The sequence below is a fragment of the Nocardia sp. CA-084685 genome (assembly GCF_050955785.1).
Classification (GTDB): Bacteria; Actinomycetota; Actinomycetes; order Mycobacteriales; family Mycobacteriaceae; genus Nocardia.
The window spans coordinates 7,378,602-7,395,250 of sequence record NZ_CP192094.1 but is presented as its reverse complement, the minus strand read 5'-3'; the positions used below and the strand labels follow the sequence as shown (position 1 = coordinate 7,395,250).

Sequence of the window (16,649 nt, the reverse complement as noted above, 5' to 3'; positions counted from 1 at the left end):
GGTGATTCCGCTCGTTCGGAAAACCGAAACCGCTTGATGACTGGAGGTTTCGCGATATCGCGGTGCTGCGCACCGCGATATCGCGGTGCGCAGCAGCGATGCCCACGACTTCGACCTGGCCGTATTTCCGGTGTACCTCGCCTGACGCACTCAGTTGGTGCGCGTGGCGTACCACGGCGGTAGTTTGTGCGGCGGACAGTCGATCACGGTGTCGTCGTCGAGATCCCGGGATTCCAGGAAGGTAATGCGTCCGGATGCGGAGACCAGGGTCAATGGATAGGTCGGTCCCCGGTCGCGCTCGGCGATGATCGCGTCGAGATTCTCCTCGTAGCAGGTGAGGGTGCAGTCGGGATAGTCGAGCATCCATTGCGGGTAGGAGATCGTGGTGTGCACCCGACGGTCGCCGAGCCAGACGATGAGCACGGTGGTGGTTCCGGTCGCCTCCACCCAGGCGATTTTGTACATATCGTCGCTTAGCTGGACCAGTTTCGCCGCCTGATTCTTGGCCCAGCGCCCGAACATCGGCCCCATCAGACTTCGCGATTCGATCGTCTGCTCATCGCGCACGTACAACTCGTATTTCCAGCCGTTCTCGTAGGCGTAGATGAGGTGTTTGCCGACAATGCCGGTCAGATCGCCGTGTAGCGCCATGTGCGTGGTCGCCAACCGCTGCGCGCTCATCGCCTGACTCCTCTCGGTCGACCTCCGATGTCGGGACCTGCGTCTTCTATGTCAGCCTAACCAGTGGCGCGGGTATTGCGGCCGGTTTGCGGGGAACGCCGAAATCAGGGCCGCGCGGCCGCGTAGAGGACCTCGCGCATCCCGGGCAGCGATTCCTGATCGGCCCGCCACACCAGCCGCAGACTCAGCTCGGGCATCGGAAAGTCCAAGCGGACCAGCGTGCCGTGCGCGAGGCCGTCGGCGACCGCGAATTCCGGCAGCAGGGATATGCCGAGTCCGTGTTCGGTCCAGGCCCGCATGACCGGAACCGCACCGGCCTTGATGCGCCGCGGACCCGAGCCGAGTGCCTTCTCGCCGGCCATCCAGAACGAGCATTCGGGCACATTGACGAGCAGCCGTTCATCGATGAGGTCGGCGGGCGTCAAGCCGGACCGCGCTGTCAGCGGATGCGTCGGCGCGGCTACCAGGGCCAGCGGCACCGGATCCAGGTCGAGGAACGCCAGCGGTTCGGCGGGAGCCGGGAAACCCAGATCACCCACGGCGCCACCGGAATCAAGCAGCAATGCCGCATCGAGGTCGCCGCAGACCACGTCGGCGAGCAGTCCGTCGCGGGCTCGATCCGAGCGCACCTCGACCTCGATATCGGGCCGTCGTTCGGCCAGCCGCGCCAGCACCTGCGGCACATAGGCACCTGCGAGGGTTTCCAACGCGCCGAGTCGCAGGACGGGCCGTTCCTGCCTTACGTCGCGCGTTGCCTGTTCGGCCTGTTCGAGTAGTCGCCGCGCCCATCCGGTCAGCCGCTGACCCGCGGGGGTGAGCCGCATGCCCTTGGGATCGCGTACGAAAAGTGTCACCCCGAGTGCGGTTTCGAGCGTGCGGATCTGCTGGGACACCGATGACGGCGCGAGCTCGAGCGCGACCGCGGCGTCGGTAACTGTGCGGTGGCGCACAACGGCCTCGAAGGTCCGCAGCTGACGTAACTCCATGGCCTGGCCAACAGCGCCGCAGCATTCGGATATTCCGAATGCGGTATGCGCCTCGGCCGGTAGAGCCGACGTGCCCGTTCGAGAAGAGTCGATCGCGTCATCACCGAGCCGAGGAGCTGTCGCAACCGGATGAGCATTCTGCAATCGCGGGCGAGTACGTCCGCATCAACCAGGGCATTGCTGGGGATATCACTCGGATACTTCATGGTGCTGTTGGATATGACGGTGCTTTCGGTCGCCGAGCCGGATCTAGCGGCGTCCCTGCACACCTCGGTCGCCGGACTGCAATGGGCGACCACCGGCTATACCGTCGCCTTCGCCGCACTCCTGCTCTCGGCGGGCGCGGTCGCCGATCGCCATGGTGCACATCGGGTATTCCGCTTCGGCACAGCGGCTTTCGGGTTGATCTCGCTGCTGAGCGCATTCGCCCCGAATCTGTGGGTGCTGGTCGCGTTACGGGTGCTGTTGGGCGTCACGGCGGCGGCATGCGTGCCGGCATCAATGGCGATGATCACCCAGCTGTACCCGGATCCGGGTCGACGCGCACGGGCGATTTCGACGTGGGCGGCGATCAGTGGCGCGGCGGTCGCGGCCGGGCCGATCGTTGGTGGCGCACTGGTCGGGCTGGCCGGTTGGCGGTCGATATTCCTGGTCAACGTCCCGATCGCGGTGGTCGTGTTGGGGCTGAGTATGGGATCCGCGGTGACCTGCGGGCGCGGTGATCGCCGCATCGACTGGGCGGCGCAGTCGACCGCGGCCGTCGCGCTGGCGCTGTGCACGGACACGTTGATCGCGGCGGGCGCGCAGTCGTGGGAGCATACGGCGTGCTCGCTCGGCGGCGCGGTACTCACGGTAGGTATTTTCGCATTTCTCGAACGACGCAGTGCCGCACCGGTATTGAATCGCGACCTGTTGCGCACGGGCCGGGTGCGGGCGGGGTTGCTGGTAGGTGCCGCGGTGAATTTCGCGCTCACCGGGGCATTGTTCGTCCTGCCATTGCTGCTGCAGCGACAGCTGAATCCACTGCAGACCGGGCTCGCTTTCCTCCCGCTGACCGTACCGTTCGCGATCATCCCGCCGCTCGCGGGCAAACTCGTGGCCCGTGTCGGACCGCGTCGCCCGATCCTGACCGGACTCGCCCTGCTGAGCGCGGGCGGTGTGGTGCTTGCCGCGGCGGTATTCGCGGGGCTCGCCTATCCGGTCCTGGCGGTCGGCCTGCTGCTGTCGGGATTCGGTGTCGCCTTCGCCCTTCCAGCGCTGGTCACCGCCATTGTCAATGTGGCACCACCGGGTGCTGCGGGCGCGGTAGGCGGCCTGCTCAACGCCGTCCGCCAAGTCGGCGCGACCCTCGGCGTCGCAATCATGGGCGCACTCGTCACCCCAGGCATCGGCTGGTCCTTGCTGACCTCAGCGGCCGCCTGCGCACTCGCCTTCATCGTCTTCGGCTACCCCCGCGCCGCCGAATCCTGATGTTGGCGAGGCGAATCGGGCCGGCGAACGACTCGTTGTCTGCCCTGGCTCGGACGCCGAATCGGCGTTCGCGACGCGCAGCCGCAAGCCTCGCGAGCGGACGGTTGGCGACCCGCGAGCATCGAAGGTTGACCGTGCGCGGTTCGGCGGGGCATGGTTGCCCGATGAGCGCGGAAGAGGTTCGTGCGGGTGTCGAGCTGACCAATCTCGACGCACCGCTGTTCGATGGCGCCGAGGCGACGAAGCGTGATTTGATCGACTATCTCGAATTCGTCGGTGATCGGCTGGTCGGGCAATTGCGTGACCGTCCGCTTTCGGTGGTGCGCATCCGGCCGGGCCAGGAACCGTTCATGCAGAAGAATCTGCCGAAGTACACACCGGAGTGGGTGCGCCGGGTGACAGTGTGGGCCGAGACGTCCAAACGCCAAGTGACCTACGCCCTCTGTGATGACGTGCGCACGCTGGTGTGGTTCGGCAATCAGCGCGCGGTCGAATATCACCCGACGCTGCTGCTTGCCGACCACACCGCGGGGCCGACCCACCTGATCCTGGATCTCGATCCGCCCGAGGGCGGCGACTTTCGGCAGGTCGTACTGGCCGCCGAGTTGATCAAGCAGGCGCTGTCCGATGACGGACTCGCTGGCGCGGTGAAAACCAGCGGTGCAAAGGGCGTGCACATCTTCGTACCGATCCAGCCGCGCATCCCGATCGAGGATGTCGCCGCCGCCACCCGGGCGATCGCGGCGAGGGCCGAACGGATCGACCCGGATCTGGCCACCACCGCATTCATCCGTGAGGACCGGGCGGGGAAGGTGTTTCTCGATTCGACGCGCGCAGGCGGTGCGACGGTGGTCGCGGCCTACAGTCCGCGCGTGCGTCCGGGGGTACCGGTGTCCTTCCCGATCGAATGGGCCCAGCTCGCCGACATCAGCCCGGGGGATTTCACTGTACGCACCGCACCGAAGCAGTTGGGTGATCAGGATCCGTGGGCGCAGGAGATGCCCGCGCCGCAGGCCTTGCCCGCCGATCTCATCGAGGAGGGCCATACCATCCCGGTGGCCCGGGTCCAGGCGATGCACGAGGGCAAGCGCCGGGCCCGAGCCCGCAGGCAGAGTTAGCTTTTCAGTGATCGATGACGGTGCGGAAGTGTGCCGCCCCGTCGGTGATCGCGTCGACAGTCACCAGGGCCCGGAACTCCATCCCGTTATCTGTCACCGTGCAGACCTCTGTCGCGCCGATATCGGCGTCGAGGGAATCGGGGCAATGAACGTGCTGCGGGGTGTGCCCGGTCTGGTCGGTGAAGTCGATGGCGACCGACCGGGCGAGCTGTGAACCGGAGATCGCATCCCTATCGTCATCATCGCTCCAGCCCATGGAGGTTTCGCCGAAGCTGCCGAGAATGCCGACGATGAGCATGACGATCAGCAGCGCCCGGCCGCCGCCGGAGAGCACAAGCGGGCGGGTCGGCGACTGCGCAGCTTCCGGCCCACCTGTCACCCGACCGGCTCCACCCATCGGACCGCTCGGCGATCCGATATATACCGGACCGGGTGGGGGCGCCTGCCTATCGCCGAAAACGCCTTTCAGGTATGTCGGGGTCAGCAGGTACGCGTAGGCGGACACTCGCATTTCGGTGCGCAGCACCGCCGAAGTGGCCTCGAAGATCGCATGCGGCATCCGTCCGGTGATCAGGACGATCAGCCACAGAATGAACGAGATGATCCCCCACCCGGTGGTGAACCATCCCGACAGCACCAGGATCGGGAAGGCCAGGATGAGCCGGAACAGCACCGCGAGTCGGTTCAACGGCGTGGGCGCGGGGAACAGCAGGCGGATCGGATAGTCCGGTGCGTGCCAGGCGAACGGCGGGTAGTCGTCGACCAGCAACATGACATAGCCGTGCACCCGCACGGTGTAGCCGTAATATCCGCGCAGGAATTCACCGCACCACTCGGGCAATCGGCCGAGCACCAGCGCGGCGAACCAGCCGCAGACGATCACCACGAAGGCGGCGACGCTCAGGAACCAGAGCACAATCAGCTGGGGTATGGCCAATAGCAGCCGCAGCAGAACGGTCCAGCGGCGGTGTTGCTCCGGCGGAAAGACATCCAGTTCGACCAATGCTTCGCGACTGGTCGGTGATCCCTCGCTCATTACCACGGCGATCCACTCACTTCCTTCGGCCAGCGGAATTGTCCAGAACTCGGATGAGTGAGATCGAATGTAGCCCGTGGGTTGCCGATAGCTCGGTAACCGCGCCGCCCGCGGCGAACTCGAGCGTTCTGTTAAGGGATTCTAAATAGCCGTCTCCGAACAGGCGCCACCGGCGGGCGCGGCGCACAATTCCGTTGTCGGAGAGAACGATCCACTCCTGACGGTACGGGTCCTCAGTGGATCTGGTGAGATAGTTGTCAGCGGAGGAACCAGTGCCCCCACATGTGACCGTGATTCATCGAGTGCGCGGCGTCGACGTCCCCTACCTCGAGCGTATCGACCACAATGCCAATGCCGTCACCTACGTTTGCGCGAGGGATCTGATCGACGGAATACCGAGGCATGCGGCCGCCGCCGTCGAATTACTCGAGGATATGGACAACGCGGCCGAGGCCGTGCACATGTTGGCGGCTCGATTCGGTACGCCGGACCGTATTGTCGCGCTGCATGAATTCGATTTGCTGACTGCGGCTCGATTGCGGCGGGAGTTCGGTATCGCGGGTGACAGTCCGGACTATGTTCTCCCGTTTCGCGACAAATTGGTGATGGGTGCGATTGTCGCCACCGCTGGGGTGCCGACACCGGCCTTCACCCATGTCGGCGATATCGAGTCGATCACCGATTTCGCTGCGGTGCACGGCTTTCCGCTCATCGTCAAACCCCGTCTCGGTGCCGGAAGCAAGGACGTTATCCGGCTCAATTCCATCGATGACTGCGCGACACTGCCCGACCTGAGCGCGGAACCCTTTCTGGTACAAAGTTTCTGCCCGGATGAGGTCGGCGCCGTCGACGGCGTGTGGACCGGCAGCGCACTCGGTCCGTGGCGGGCCTCGCAATATCTCGGCAACTGTCTCGAATTCGCCAATGGCGGCACAACTCTCGGTTACGTAGAGCTCGACGAGCCGGAATTGCTGGCGGCGCTGACGAACTTCGTCGAGGCTGTGCTGGGCGCGCTGAGCGCCGACGTGCCGACGGTTTTCCACCTCGAATTCTTCCTCGGTCGCGACGGCGCCGCACCGCGTATCCAGTTCCTCGAAGTGGCCGCGCGGGCCACGGGTGGCGAAACCACCCATATGTGGCGGGAAGTGCACGGCTACGACCTGCTCGGTGCGGCGGTCGATATCCAACTGGGCCGAATTCCGGCTGCCGACCCACTGACCGATGCATCCGTGGTCGGTGAGTTGCTGATCCATCCGCAGGTGACCCCACCGTGCACCGTGGTGGACGTCCAGCTGCACGTCCCGCAGCAGCATGCGCCATACCATGTCTCGGTCCCGGAGCCGGGCACGACCATCACTCAGACGTTCGGCTATGCCGAAATCGGTGCCGCCTTCCGCTTCCGGGGCAACTCGACGGTGGAGGTCATCGACTCCTTGCGACGCACTGCGGCGGGGTTCCGGATGGATTGTGTGGCTTACGATCCGGCCGTCGACCCGGCCGTCGACCCCGCTGTCGCCTGAATCGCGGGATCGGATCGTGTCCCGGTTCTTCGCTGCCCTGCCGCCGGTCGGCCCACAGCGCGTACTGACGCTGATCACCGCGGCCTCCGCCGTTTTCAGCGGGATCTATCTGTCCACCGTTGTCCTCTATTTCACGCGAATCGTGCACATTTCGCCGATGCGGGTCGGTATCGGCCTCAGCGTCGCGGGGGCCGTATCCATCGTCGTCTCGATACTGGCCGGGAAGTTGTCGGATCGACGCGGTCCGCTTGGTGTGCTGCGGGTCAGTCTGATCTTCGCGGCCTGTGGCACCCTCGGCTTCCTCACCGTCGGTGAATTCGCCTGGTATCTGGTCGTCATACCGGCCACGGCCGCCGCACAGACCTGTGTGCAGCTGATGATCTCGACAATCATCAACCGCGTCGTCACCGAACGGGCCAACGAATTCCGGGCCTACATCCGCTCGATTCTGAATGTGGGCATAGCCATCGGCATCGGCCTTTCCGCGGTTGCCGTGCAGTGGGATTCGGCGAATTTCTATCATGCGGCCATTGTCATCGGTGCTGGCTGCGTCGCCGGGGCCGCGCTACTGGTCGGGCGGCTACCCGCATTGGGGCCGGTTGCGCTGGAACCCGGAGCGGGCGGACAACGCTGGGCGGTATTGCGTGATCGGCCGTATCTGGCGCTCACCGTATTGGATGGGGTGTTGTCGCTGCAGTACCGGATTCAGTCGGTCGCGATTCCGCTGTGGATCATCGGTGCGACGACGGCTCCGCGCTGGTCGATCGCGGCGATCGACATGCTCAATATCGTCATCGTGGTGTTCTTCCAGGTCCGCGCGAGCCGCAACGTCGCGACCGCTCGCGCGGGCGGTGCCGCGCTCCGACGCGCCGGATGGGCCTTCCTGCTGGCCTGCATTGTGCTGGCGGCGGCAGAAGGCCAGTCGGGCTGGCTCGCTGTGCTCACCCTCGCCAGCGGTGCGGCGGTTTTGAGCGTCGGTGAATTGTGGCAGACGGCAGGCGGTTTCGAGGTATCCAATGCCTTGGCGCCACCGGAGGCCATCGGTGAATACCTCGGGGTATTCGGCACCGGACTGCGGTTGGCCGATGCGCTCGGCCCGGCCTTGCTGACGTGGTTGTGCATCGGCATCGGGGTCGCGGGCTGGTATGTCGCGGGGCTGATCCTGCTCGCCGCCGGTCTGCTCGCGCCGGTAATCGTCGCCAAGGCGGAGTCCCGGCGAGACGGGCACACACTCGTGGCGGCATCGTAGGCCGCTACCCGGTGGCCGAGACCGCGGTATCAGCCGGACCGATCGATAGGACGAAGTACAGCTCACTGCGCCGAGCCACCCCGAGTTTTCGATAGACGCGGGTGAGATGTTGTTCGACGGTGCTGGTGGTGATGGCGAGTTCGGCTGCGATTTCGCGATTGGCCTTGCCGCTGGCCGCTAACTCCGCCACCCGTCGCTCGGCGGGACTCAACGTCGCTAGCTCGCCCGGAATCCGGCGCAGTGCGGGCATCGGTTGGGTCGGCTGCGTCGCGGTGTGGGGTTTGCCGTCGAGCAGATCACGCAACAGCACCTCTGCGCCGCAGGTTTCGGCGATGCGCGCCGCATCGCGGATCAGCGTGCGGGATCGCTCGTGGTCGCCGACAGCACGGTGTGCCTTGCCGAGTTCGCCCAGGGCTGTGGCCAATTCGACATCGTCACCGCCGGTGCGGGCGATCGCGGCGGACTCACGAAGGAAGCGGAAGGCCTGATAGCGATCGCCGGCGGTGGCGAGCAGCCGGAGTGCGACGCCACCGGAGCGGTGCCGGTCGGCGGCCCCGAGCAGCTCCAGATGTCTGGCCGCGAATTCCTGTGCCTGTCGATACTCGCCGACTGCGAGATGCGCGGCCGCAATGTCATTGCGCCACGGCACCAGCCAGGGGAAGTCCATATTCCAGCAGTTCATGAGATAGCCGCAGCGGCGGAAACTGCGCAATGCTTCGTCGGCGCGGCCGACCGCGAGTTGATGGTGGCCCTGTGCTTGCAGATACGGCAGTCCGAAGCGAGATTCGAAAATCGTTCGGGGCACCGGCCTTTCGAGTTGGGCTGCGGCCTCGGCATGCCGACCGGCGATCGTCAGTGCGTGCACCATCGCGGCGATCGGCGTGCCGATCCAGAGTCCGAGGTGTTCGGCGGGCACGTAATTCAGCGCCAGCGCCGCATCACTGATCGCCCCGTGAATATTGCCCTTGCGCAGCATGGTTTCCGCGCGCAGTCCAGCGAAGATCGACTGCCAGGTCGGGGCGCGGCGGGCATCGGCCTCGGCGAGCAGCGATTCGCACCAGGCAGCCGCGGTATCGAGCCGATTGCTGTAGATGAGACATCGCACGGCCGCGACCAGGGTTTCGATGGTGGTCGAGGTGAGGCGGTGACTGGTGAGCAATCGCTGCGCGAGCGTGGCGATCTCGTCGAGCGGATGGGTGAATAGGCCGGTGAGCAAATCCGCGCCGTGGCGATGCGGTGAATGTTGGTCGGCGCGCACCTTGGGCGGCCGGGCCGGGGCCGCGAACAGTCGCGGATGACGTTGGACGTGTGGGGGATAGGAGTATCGCAACCAGGCGCGCAAGAAGTCGATCTCCGGCGTCGCCGCATCGGGCTTACCGCTGTTGAGCCGACCGAGTGCGTAATCGGCCTGCTGCACCTGGCCGTGCCAGAGCAGATACATGACGGCGGCGGGCAACTCATCATGCGGTACCCGGCCCGCGCGCAGCGCGGCCTTCAATCGGGTGAACTGGCGCGAACGGGTCGACGGGTTGATCCGCCATTCCAGGCAAACCAGCCGGATCGCGATGGTGGCCCGCTCGCCCGCATCCCGGGTGGCGCGATAGGCCAACTCCAACCGATCGACCGCGGGTTCGATCTGGTCATTGGTTATCGCATCCTCGGCGGCGGTGCGCAGTACCTCGACCGCCCACGGGTACCCGGCGGCACCGGCGTCGACCAAATGGTCGGCGACGGTGCTCGCCGGAAAACCCCGATGGTGCAGCAGTTCCGCGGCCCGGCTGTGCAATTGCCGCCGGACCTCGTCGGGGGTATTGCGCAGAATCCGCGCACCGACCTGCGCATGTTCGAAGCGCGCGGTTTCGGCGAGTTGTCGAACGACGGCCCGCACCGCGACCTCGTCCACCTCCAGCAGTTCGGCGACCAGGCCGACCGTGCTCGCGGCGCCGAGTACGGCCATGGCCTGACCGACCCGGGATTTGGCGAAGTCGGCCCAGTGGTCGCGGTGCGCCGGGTGGTCGCTGTGGGGCGGGACAGGCTGACACATACTCGCAAGGCCCTTCGTCGAGGTGGTGAGCCCGACTGTGGGAGAGCACCATCGAAAACGAGCAGCTCGGGTGCACTGAGGATGCGGCATCGTCGCAGCGGGAAGGACGCGTCCACGCGCCCGATGATCCAGCCGGTGAACCCAGGTTAATTCGCCCGCCCGATCCTGTCACGACAACTGATGACACCTACGTAATATGAGGTGCTTCAATGCCTTTCGTATCATTGACTCCCGGCGTGCGCGAGTACGTGCTGGTGGTAGGCCAGACAGGCGGCCGAGGTGTCATCGGCGGCCAGGAACAGCACCGTGCGTGCCGCGGCGAGGGCGCCGCTGTCGCGCGCGCTCACATACGCGTGCACCGGAGCCGCGGAGTACGGATTGTCCACCGAAGGATCGACCCCGACGATCGCTTCCGGCGTGAACCCGAGCGCCGATGCCAGACGGGCACGGAAGGCGAGGGTCCAGGTCGGTGCGAGTAGCACCGCGCGACCCTCGGCGAAATCGTCGACGTCCAATCCGTCGGCGGTCAGGCAATCGCGCACGGCAACCATGGCCAATTCGACCGGATCGTCGGCGCCGGCCTTGGTGCTCATGGCCGAGCGGCCGTTCGCGCCCACCTCGCTCATCGCTACCCAGGCGGTCGGATCGGCGGGCCCCGCGGTATCGGTGGTGTGCAACGCACCGAATCCGCCGGTGGTGCTCGATGTTGCGAGCAGGATCGCGGCGGCGCTGGTGCTATAGGGGAAACCCTCGACATGACGTTCGGTCGACGGATGGGTATCACCGGCGACCAGCAGCGCATACGACACTTCGCCGCTGACCAGAAAACATTCGGCGGTCGCGATCGCGTGTAGTAGACCCGTCCCGCCGTTCATCAGATCGAAGGAGAATGCGGGCACCCGGCCGGGCGTGTATTCGAGGCCGATGCCGATGCGCTTCTGGATCAGCGCCGATACCGCGGGTTCACAGATGTTCTGATCGCGGAAGACTCCGGCATTGATCAGCATTCCGACCTGCTCCGGGGCGACGCCTGCCTGTTCGAGGCAGGAGGTGGCCGCGCGGGTCGCCAGTTCGAAATAGCTGCCGGTATCGAGATCGGCATTGATCGCGGCCGCGAGGATGGTGGTCGGCATGGGTCAGGCCTCCAGACGGGAGATGGTGGCGGCGAGGTGTCCGGAGACGATGCCGGATGCCTCCGGAATCATCAGCACCTTGGAACCTTTGGGGATCTTCTGCTGCGCCAGGTGTTCGTGCAGGACGACGAAGTGCGAGGTCGACGCGGTATTGCCGAAGTCGTGCAACACATTCAGGGCCTGCGGCATCGGGGTGCCGAAGTGGCGTTCGGTGAGGTGCGAGATGTACTCGATGGCGGGTGCGCTGAACTGGTGGTGGATCCAGTAGTCGAACTTCTCGCTCTCCCAGGTGCGCCCGGTCTCCTCGAGGAAGGTGGACATGCGGTTGATGGCCTGCAGATAGCGGCCCTCGTTCTGCATCGCGCGGTTATCGGTGTAGAGCGCGATTCCGGGGGCCTGGTCGCTGGGCATGCCGATGCAGTGTTCGGCGCCGTCGGCGGAGGTCATCAGTTCGACGTAGTGGATTTCGTCGTCATCGTCACCGCGGTCGTCGAGCATCACCGCGACCGCCGCATCGCCGACGGTCAGCGCCGCGAACTGCGGATCGTATGGCTTGTTGATCTCGCGCGCCGCCGTTTCGGCGATCGGGGTGATCTGTTCGCCACTGACCACCAGCCCATTGCGCACCACACCGGCCTTGATCATCCGATCCAGCACCAGCACCCCGGTCATCATGCCCGCGCAAGCATTCGACACATCGAAGTGCCTGGCCTTCGTCGTGCCGATCTGCTTGCCCAGCATCACCGCGAAAGACGGTGCGTAGCAGAAGATCTCCTTACCTCGGGTGCGGGTAATGGAGGCCGAGACGACCACATCGATGTCATCGGGGGCGTAATCGGAGTGCGCCAAGCAGTCCTCGATGGCGCGCAGTGCCAGATCGAAGGAGGATTCGTAGCCCTCGTCACTGGAGTCGTAGACCCGCCGATGCTTGATACCGGTAATCCGTTCCAGATCAAGGGATCTCGGTACCGCGAGTCCGGCGATGATCTCCTCGGTGGAACGGACGGTGGATGGTGTGTACGAGCCGATGGACTCGAAACGCGTGCGCAGCATTACCCCTGCTTTCTGTGTCGCGTGATTTCCCTGTGTTGCCAGGAGGTTCGACGGCGCTGTCGTGGGTCGCCTTATCCGGGCAGCCCGACCAAACTCGCGCTCACCTCGTACAATCTGCGGGCCAGCGCATCATCGCGGGCCAGCCGCGACGGTTCGCGCTCTCGGGTCTTACGGAAATAGGCGCCGGTCACCTCCGCGACACTCGGATCGGTCGCGAGGAAGGTGAGCGCGGCGGCGCCCTCGGCCGCGGTGATGAAGAATAGGCGCTTGCCGAGCGCGATAATCGGTTGCCCGAACCACGGCAGCGAATTCCAGATACCGGTCGCGACCGCGCCGGGATGGAACGCATTGACCGTTACGCCGGTGCCCGCGAGCCGATCGGCCAGTGCGCGGGCGTAGAGCACATTGGCCAATTTGGACCGGCTGTAGGCCTTTTCGCCCGAATAGCCTTCGCGGAACCCGAGATCGTCGAAATCGAGGGTCGCGCCGTAGTGCATCACCGAGGAGGTGAACAGAATGCGCGCGGGGGCGCTGCGCACCAGCAGATCGATGAGCAGTTCGGTGAGCAGGAATCCACCGAGATGGTTGGTGGCGAAGGTTGCCTCGATACCGTCCTCGGTTTCGGTGCGCGTCTGGTGGTAGCCGCCCGCGTTGTTCGCCAGTACATCGATGCGGTCATAGGCGGCTTGGACCGCCTTGGCGAGTTGGCGCACCGAGGACCGCGATGCCATATCGCATTCCAGCGTATCGACCCATCCCGCCCCTGCGGCCCGTACCAATTCCGCGCTGGCGGCGAGCTTCTGCGGATTCCGGCCGACCAACACCAGCCGATCGCCCCCCGCGGCGAGCTGTTGTGCGGCTTCCAGACCGATGCCCGAGGTGGCCCCCGTTATCAGGATCGTCTTCATGTTCGATCACCTTGCCACCAATGGCATATCCGAAATCCGCTCTCGGGGTGGCTTCGGCGAGTTGCCCGATGCCTGCGAATGACCAGGTAGCTCAAGGGCGTCCCATCGATTGTGCAGATCAGCACGCGCGTGCCGAATTCGGCCCGACGATGCTGCGCCGTAGTTGTCGCCGTCGTGCATGACTGTCGATAGGGGTGGATAGGGGTAGGTCGTTCCATCTGAGCGGCAATCCCGATCCCGATGCATACCCGGCTGCCACCACGACGGCATAAGCCGCACGGTCGGGAAACTCGCGCACCGGAAGTACAGTGACTGTCATCGCAACACCGAGGAAGGGCGGATATATGCGAGATGCTCAGTGGTCGCCGGCTCCGGAAGCCGTCGATCCTGCGCCCAGGCATATGACCGCGGACGAGTTTCGGGAATACGGTCGCGCGGTGGTGGATTGGCTTGCGGACTACTGGGACCGAGTGGAGTCTTTACCCGTCCTCGCACAGGTGGAACCGGGACAGGTGCGAGAGCAACTACCGGCCCGGGCGCCGGAGCACGGTGAAGATTTCTATGCGGTGCTCGAAGATATGGACACGATTGTGGTGCCCGGTCTCACACACTGGCAACATCCCAGTTTCTTCGCCTACTACCCGAGCAATACTTCAGGACCGGCAGTGCTGGCCGAATTGCTCACTGCCGGACTGAATGTGCAGGGGATGATGTGGCAGACCGGCCCGGCATGTACCGAACTGGAGCAGCACGTCCTCGATTGGCTGGCCGGACTGTTGGGGTTGTCCGATCGGTTTCTTTCCACCGGCAGCGGAGGTGGTGTCATCCAGGACACCGCCTCCAGTGCAATACTGGTGGCCCTGCTCGCCGCGCTGCACCGGGCTTCGAACGGACGGGCGACGCGTGACGGTGTGGCAAGCGGTCGGTTTACCGTCTACACATCCGCCGAAGGACATTCGGCATGCGAGAAAGCGGCCCGCGTCGCCGGGCTCGGTGCCGCGGCGCTGCGAACGGTCGACACCCGCGCGGACTTCTCGATGGACCCGGACGCACTTCGGAACGCGATGAAGCGCGATATTGCTGCGGGTTATACCCCCGCAATGGTGCTGGCGACAATCGGTACAACCTCGACCGGCGCTATCGATCCCGTCCCACAAATAGGATCTGTCTGCACGGAATTCGGTGCCTGGCTGCACGTAGACGCCGCACACGCCGGAGTGGCCGCCATATGCCCCGAACTGCGCTGGATTCATCACGGCGTCAACGACTACGCGGACTCTTACGCCACCAATCCGCACAAATGGCTGCTCACCACATTCGACTGTGACGCCTGCTATGTAGCTGATCGTGACGCGCTGATCGGTGCCTTGTCCGTGCTGCCGGAATATCTCCGCAACCAGGCCAGCGAGTCGCACTCGGTGGTGGATTACCGAGATTGGGGGGTGCCGTTGGGCCGTCGGTTCCGCGCCCTGAAGCTCTGGTCGGTCATCCGCTGGTATGGCGGTGAAGGTCTTCGCGCGCACATCCGGCACCATGTCGCGCTCGGGCAGCAGTTCGCCGAATGGGTTGCCGGCGATAGTCGATTCGAGCTGATGGCACCACATCCGCTATCGCTGGTGTGTTTCCGGTTGCGCGGGCCGGATGAAGTGAACCGGCAACTCCTCGAAGCGGTCAATGCGACCGGACGGATCTACCTGTCCCACACTAAATTACGGGGAACATACACGTTACGAATGGCCATAGGCGCGATCTCCACCCGAGACCGCCATGTGGCAGATGCGTGGGATCTACTCTGCCGCGAAGCGGCTCGCCTCCTGCCCGGATAGCGTGATCTGCGGTTCGAGAAGCCGAGACCGCGAACGGGCAAGGCGAGACAGGACAGCTGTCGCCGGTACCGCGCTGTGCGGAGCCATCCGCAGACTCGGACTGCGGTCGCCGTCGAATCGAGCGCAGATGCCTTGGTGGGCAAGGTAAACGGAGTGCAGTGTGGCCCGCAGTGCCTCCCGGTGTTCCGAGAACTCCGCGGGCATTGCCCCCAGTGTCGGTCCTACCGCTCGCAGCAATGTGATGAGGCAGGCGTGGTCGGCGGACGCGAGTCCGGTGAATTCCGGTGGCATCGCGGGACGCACGGTTCGGCGGTAGTCGTCGGAATGGAAGTCAGCGGTGAAGCGCAGGCACGCTTCGGATGCGGCAAGCATCGCGGTGCCATAGTCCAGCGCGGTGACCGCGTCACGCCATGCTGCACGTTCCGCAGCGTCCAGAAAACCGCGTAATCCGATGATGACGCATTGGGTGAGGACGAAAAACGCACGGTGTCCCACTTGCCAGCGCCCGGCAGGATCAGCAGCGCGGTGAGGGCGCGGCAGCGGCGAATGTCGGTAGCAGGTGCGCCTGTCGGCAGGCAGCAGGAAATTCAGCGTGCTGTGTATTCCGGCAGCCAACGGATGCCATTGCACCGGTGCGAGGTTCGATCGGGCGGACCGTAGATTGTCGAGCACGCCGTGGAAGGCGATGAGGACGCCCTTGGCCAGGGCGTCGTGGTCTCGAGTTCTACGGACGCCGAAGTATGCGTCGTACCGAGCCTGTGTGGTGTCCAGCCGTAAAGCAGACTCGTCGCTGTTCGCCATGATCGGTGGTTGGAGATTCCGGAGATCGGGTAGCGGCACTTCCTCGTCGTCCATCGCCCGGCGAAGGCACATCGCTAGATCGGAGCCGATGGTGCTCGGCGCAGAGACCAGAATCTGTTCCCGCATACCGGGAAGTTCCCGAGGATGCAGCAGGGGAAGGATGGGTAGCGGCACAACGGACTCCGGGTCGGGAGGCGAGTGTTCACCGAGGCGTCCGACACACGTCCGCACGCCTCGGGCGAAGTGAACAAAACTCACTTGGTGATCGTGAAGGTTCCCTCGAGCGTCGCGGAGGTCACGCCGAGGCACAGTTGGCCGAAGGGGGTCGCGATGCTGGAGCCGATTGTGGGAGTCACAGTGTTAGTGTCGGTGGCGGTCTTGCCGTTATAGGGTCCGGTACTGATCAGCGTTGGGAATTCGCCGCTACGGGATCCGTCGGCATCGATTTCGGAACTTCCGCTGCTGACTGCGGTGGTGGTGCCGTCGGACCAGACAATCGTCCCTGTGCTTTCGTTGTCGGTGGTCGGCTGACTGCAACTGGCGGTCTCGGTGCCGGCGTCCGTCTCACTGACGGGATAGGGCAAACCCTGGTCAATCGCCGGGCCAGTGCAGTTGCTGAATGTGATCGTATCGGTCCAACCGACCTTTGCGGGTGAGTCGCCGATCCCGGCGCCGAGCCAGTTGACGGTTCCTTTCTCGGTGCACGTGAGCAACACGTCATCGGCGTTAGCTGGTCCTGCGAGCGGTATCCCGACGAGGCTGGCGAGAATCGGAACCGACAGGGCCAGAGCAAATTTCGAGTTCATCATGGCGGTGAGATTAGC

The 16,649-nt window shown here is 64.9% G+C and carries 14 protein-coding genes; 5 read left to right on the top strand and 9 right to left on the bottom strand.

Annotated elements, in window-relative coordinates:
- Window positions 1-150 precede the first annotated feature (150 nt).
- Window positions 151-681 carry a phenolic acid decarboxylase gene (locus tag ACQP2U_RS32850; protein WP_433711014.1) on the bottom strand — a complete coding sequence of 177 codons (531 nt, stop codon included), beginning with the start codon at window positions 679-681 and terminating at the stop codon, window positions 151-153.
- A gap of 104 nt (window positions 682-785) precedes the next feature.
- Complete coding sequence (locus ACQP2U_RS32845; RefSeq protein ID WP_433711013.1) at window positions 786-1,667, bottom strand: LysR family transcriptional regulator; 882 nt, start codon at window positions 1,665-1,667, stop codon at window positions 786-788.
- 129 nt (window positions 1,668-1,796) lie between these two features.
- Here ACQP2U_RS32845 and ACQP2U_RS32840 point away from each other — a divergent pair, with 129 nt between their 5' ends.
- Together ACQP2U_RS32840 and ACQP2U_RS32835 are read left to right on the top strand one after the other, a co-directional pair.
- On the top strand, window positions 1,797-3,137 hold the full coding sequence (locus ACQP2U_RS32840; protein ID WP_433711012.1) for an MFS transporter: 1,341 nt from the start codon (window positions 1,797-1,799) through the stop codon (window positions 3,135-3,137).
- A 164-nt stretch (window positions 3,138-3,301) separates the two neighbouring features.
- Window positions 3,302-4,255 (top strand): DNA polymerase domain-containing protein, encoded by a 954-nt coding sequence (locus ACQP2U_RS32835; protein WP_433711011.1) that lies wholly within the window; start codon window positions 3,302-3,304, stop codon window positions 4,253-4,255.
- A gap of 4 nt (window positions 4,256-4,259) precedes the next feature.
- On the opposite strand, the gene ACQP2U_RS32830 is transcribed toward ACQP2U_RS32835, so the two are convergent.
- Window positions 4,260-5,291: a DUF4389 domain-containing protein gene (locus tag ACQP2U_RS32830; protein ID WP_433711009.1), complete on the bottom strand. Its 1,032-nt coding sequence runs from the start codon at window positions 5,289-5,291 to the stop codon at window positions 4,260-4,262.
- A gap of 272 nt (window positions 5,292-5,563) precedes the next feature.
- Here ACQP2U_RS32830 and ACQP2U_RS32825 point away from each other — a divergent pair, with 272 nt between their 5' ends.
- Window positions 5,564-6,811, top strand: coding sequence for an ATP-grasp domain-containing protein (locus tag ACQP2U_RS32825; protein ID WP_433711008.1), 1,248 nt, complete (start codon window positions 5,564-5,566; stop codon window positions 6,809-6,811).
- The gene (locus ACQP2U_RS32820; RefSeq protein WP_433711007.1) at window positions 6,759-8,060 is read left to right on the top strand and encodes an MFS transporter; all 1,302 of its coding nucleotides are present in this window, start codon (window positions 6,759-6,761) and stop codon (window positions 8,058-8,060) included. The genes ACQP2U_RS32825 and ACQP2U_RS32820 overlap by 53 nt, the downstream gene beginning before the upstream one ends.
- Before the next feature lie 4 nt (window positions 8,061-8,064).
- Here ACQP2U_RS32820 and ACQP2U_RS32815 read toward each other — a convergent pair whose 3' ends face one another.
- The 4 genes from ACQP2U_RS32815 to ACQP2U_RS32800 form a co-directional block, all read right to left on the bottom strand.
- Complete coding sequence (locus tag ACQP2U_RS32815; RefSeq protein ID WP_433711006.1) at window positions 8,065-10,104, bottom strand: LuxR C-terminal-related transcriptional regulator; 2,040 nt, start codon at window positions 10,102-10,104, stop codon at window positions 8,065-8,067.
- Between the two features lie 221 nt (window positions 10,105-10,325).
- Window positions 10,326-11,237, bottom strand: a complete 912-nt coding sequence (locus ACQP2U_RS32810; protein WP_433711005.1) for a hypothetical protein — start codon at window positions 11,235-11,237, stop codon at window positions 10,326-10,328.
- Window positions 11,238-11,240: 3 nt separating this feature from the next.
- Window positions 11,241-12,290 carry a 3-oxoacyl-ACP synthase III family protein gene (locus ACQP2U_RS32805; protein WP_433711003.1) on the bottom strand — a complete coding sequence of 350 codons (1,050 nt, stop codon included), beginning with the start codon at window positions 12,288-12,290 and terminating at the stop codon, window positions 11,241-11,243.
- A gap of 71 nt (window positions 12,291-12,361) precedes the next feature.
- Window positions 12,362-13,198 (bottom strand): SDR family oxidoreductase, encoded by an 837-nt coding sequence (locus ACQP2U_RS32800; RefSeq protein ID WP_433711002.1) that lies wholly within the window; start codon window positions 13,196-13,198, stop codon window positions 12,362-12,364.
- A gap of 401 nt (window positions 13,199-13,599) precedes the next feature.
- Here ACQP2U_RS32800 and ACQP2U_RS32795 point away from each other — a divergent pair, with 401 nt between their 5' ends.
- On the top strand, window positions 13,600-15,024 hold the full coding sequence (locus ACQP2U_RS32795) for an aminotransferase class V-fold PLP-dependent enzyme (protein ID WP_433711001.1): 1,425 nt from the start codon (window positions 13,600-13,602) through the stop codon (window positions 15,022-15,024).
- Here the strand turns inward: ACQP2U_RS32795 and ACQP2U_RS32790 are convergent.
- Entirely contained in the window at window positions 14,986-16,083 is a 1,098-nt protein-coding gene (locus tag ACQP2U_RS32790) for a hypothetical protein (RefSeq protein ID WP_433711000.1), read from the bottom strand. The two genes, ACQP2U_RS32795 and ACQP2U_RS32790, sit on opposite strands and share 39 nt — an antisense overlap.
- Complete coding sequence (locus ACQP2U_RS32785; RefSeq protein WP_433710999.1) at window positions 16,080-16,634, bottom strand: hypothetical protein; 555 nt, start codon at window positions 16,632-16,634, stop codon at window positions 16,080-16,082. Before ACQP2U_RS32785 ends, ACQP2U_RS32790 begins: the two co-directional genes overlap by 4 nt.
- Window positions 16,635-16,649: the final 15 nt, after the last annotated feature.

Excerpts from the sequence above, each read along its gene's own strand:
- ACQP2U_RS32845 (WP_433711013.1), bottom strand. The coding sequence starts at position 1,667 with ATGGAGTTACGTCAGCTGCGGACCTTCGAGGCCGTTGTGCGCCACCGC.
- ACQP2U_RS32815 (WP_433711006.1), bottom strand. The coding sequence starts at position 10,104 with ATGTGTCAGCCTGTCCCGCCCCACAGCGACCACCCGGCGCACCGCGAC.
- ACQP2U_RS32830 (WP_433711009.1), bottom strand. The coding sequence starts at position 5,291 with ATGAGCGAGGGATCACCGACCAGTCGCGAAGCATTGGTCGAACTGGAT.
- ACQP2U_RS32850 (WP_433711014.1), bottom strand. The coding sequence starts at position 681 with ATGAGCGCGCAGCGGTTGGCGACCACGCACATGGCGCTACACGGCGAT.
- ACQP2U_RS32840 (WP_433711012.1), top strand. The coding sequence starts at position 1,797 with ATGAGCATTCTGCAATCGCGGGCGAGTACGTCCGCATCAACCAGGGCA.
- ACQP2U_RS32810 (WP_433711005.1), bottom strand. The coding sequence starts at position 11,237 with ATGCCGACCACCATCCTCGCGGCCGCGATCAATGCCGATCTCGATACC.
- ACQP2U_RS32785 (WP_433710999.1), bottom strand. The coding sequence starts at position 16,634 with ATGATGAACTCGAAATTTGCTCTGGCCCTGTCGGTTCCGATTCTCGCC.
- ACQP2U_RS32835 (WP_433711011.1), top strand. The coding sequence starts at position 3,302 with ATGAGCGCGGAAGAGGTTCGTGCGGGTGTCGAGCTGACCAATCTCGAC.
- ACQP2U_RS32805 (WP_433711003.1), bottom strand. The coding sequence starts at position 12,290 with ATGCTGCGCACGCGTTTCGAGTCCATCGGCTCGTACACACCATCCACC.
- ACQP2U_RS32795 (WP_433711001.1), top strand. The coding sequence starts at position 13,600 with ATGACCGCGGACGAGTTTCGGGAATACGGTCGCGCGGTGGTGGATTGG.
- ACQP2U_RS32800 (WP_433711002.1), bottom strand. The coding sequence starts at position 13,198 with ATGAAGACGATCCTGATAACGGGGGCCACCTCGGGCATCGGTCTGGAA.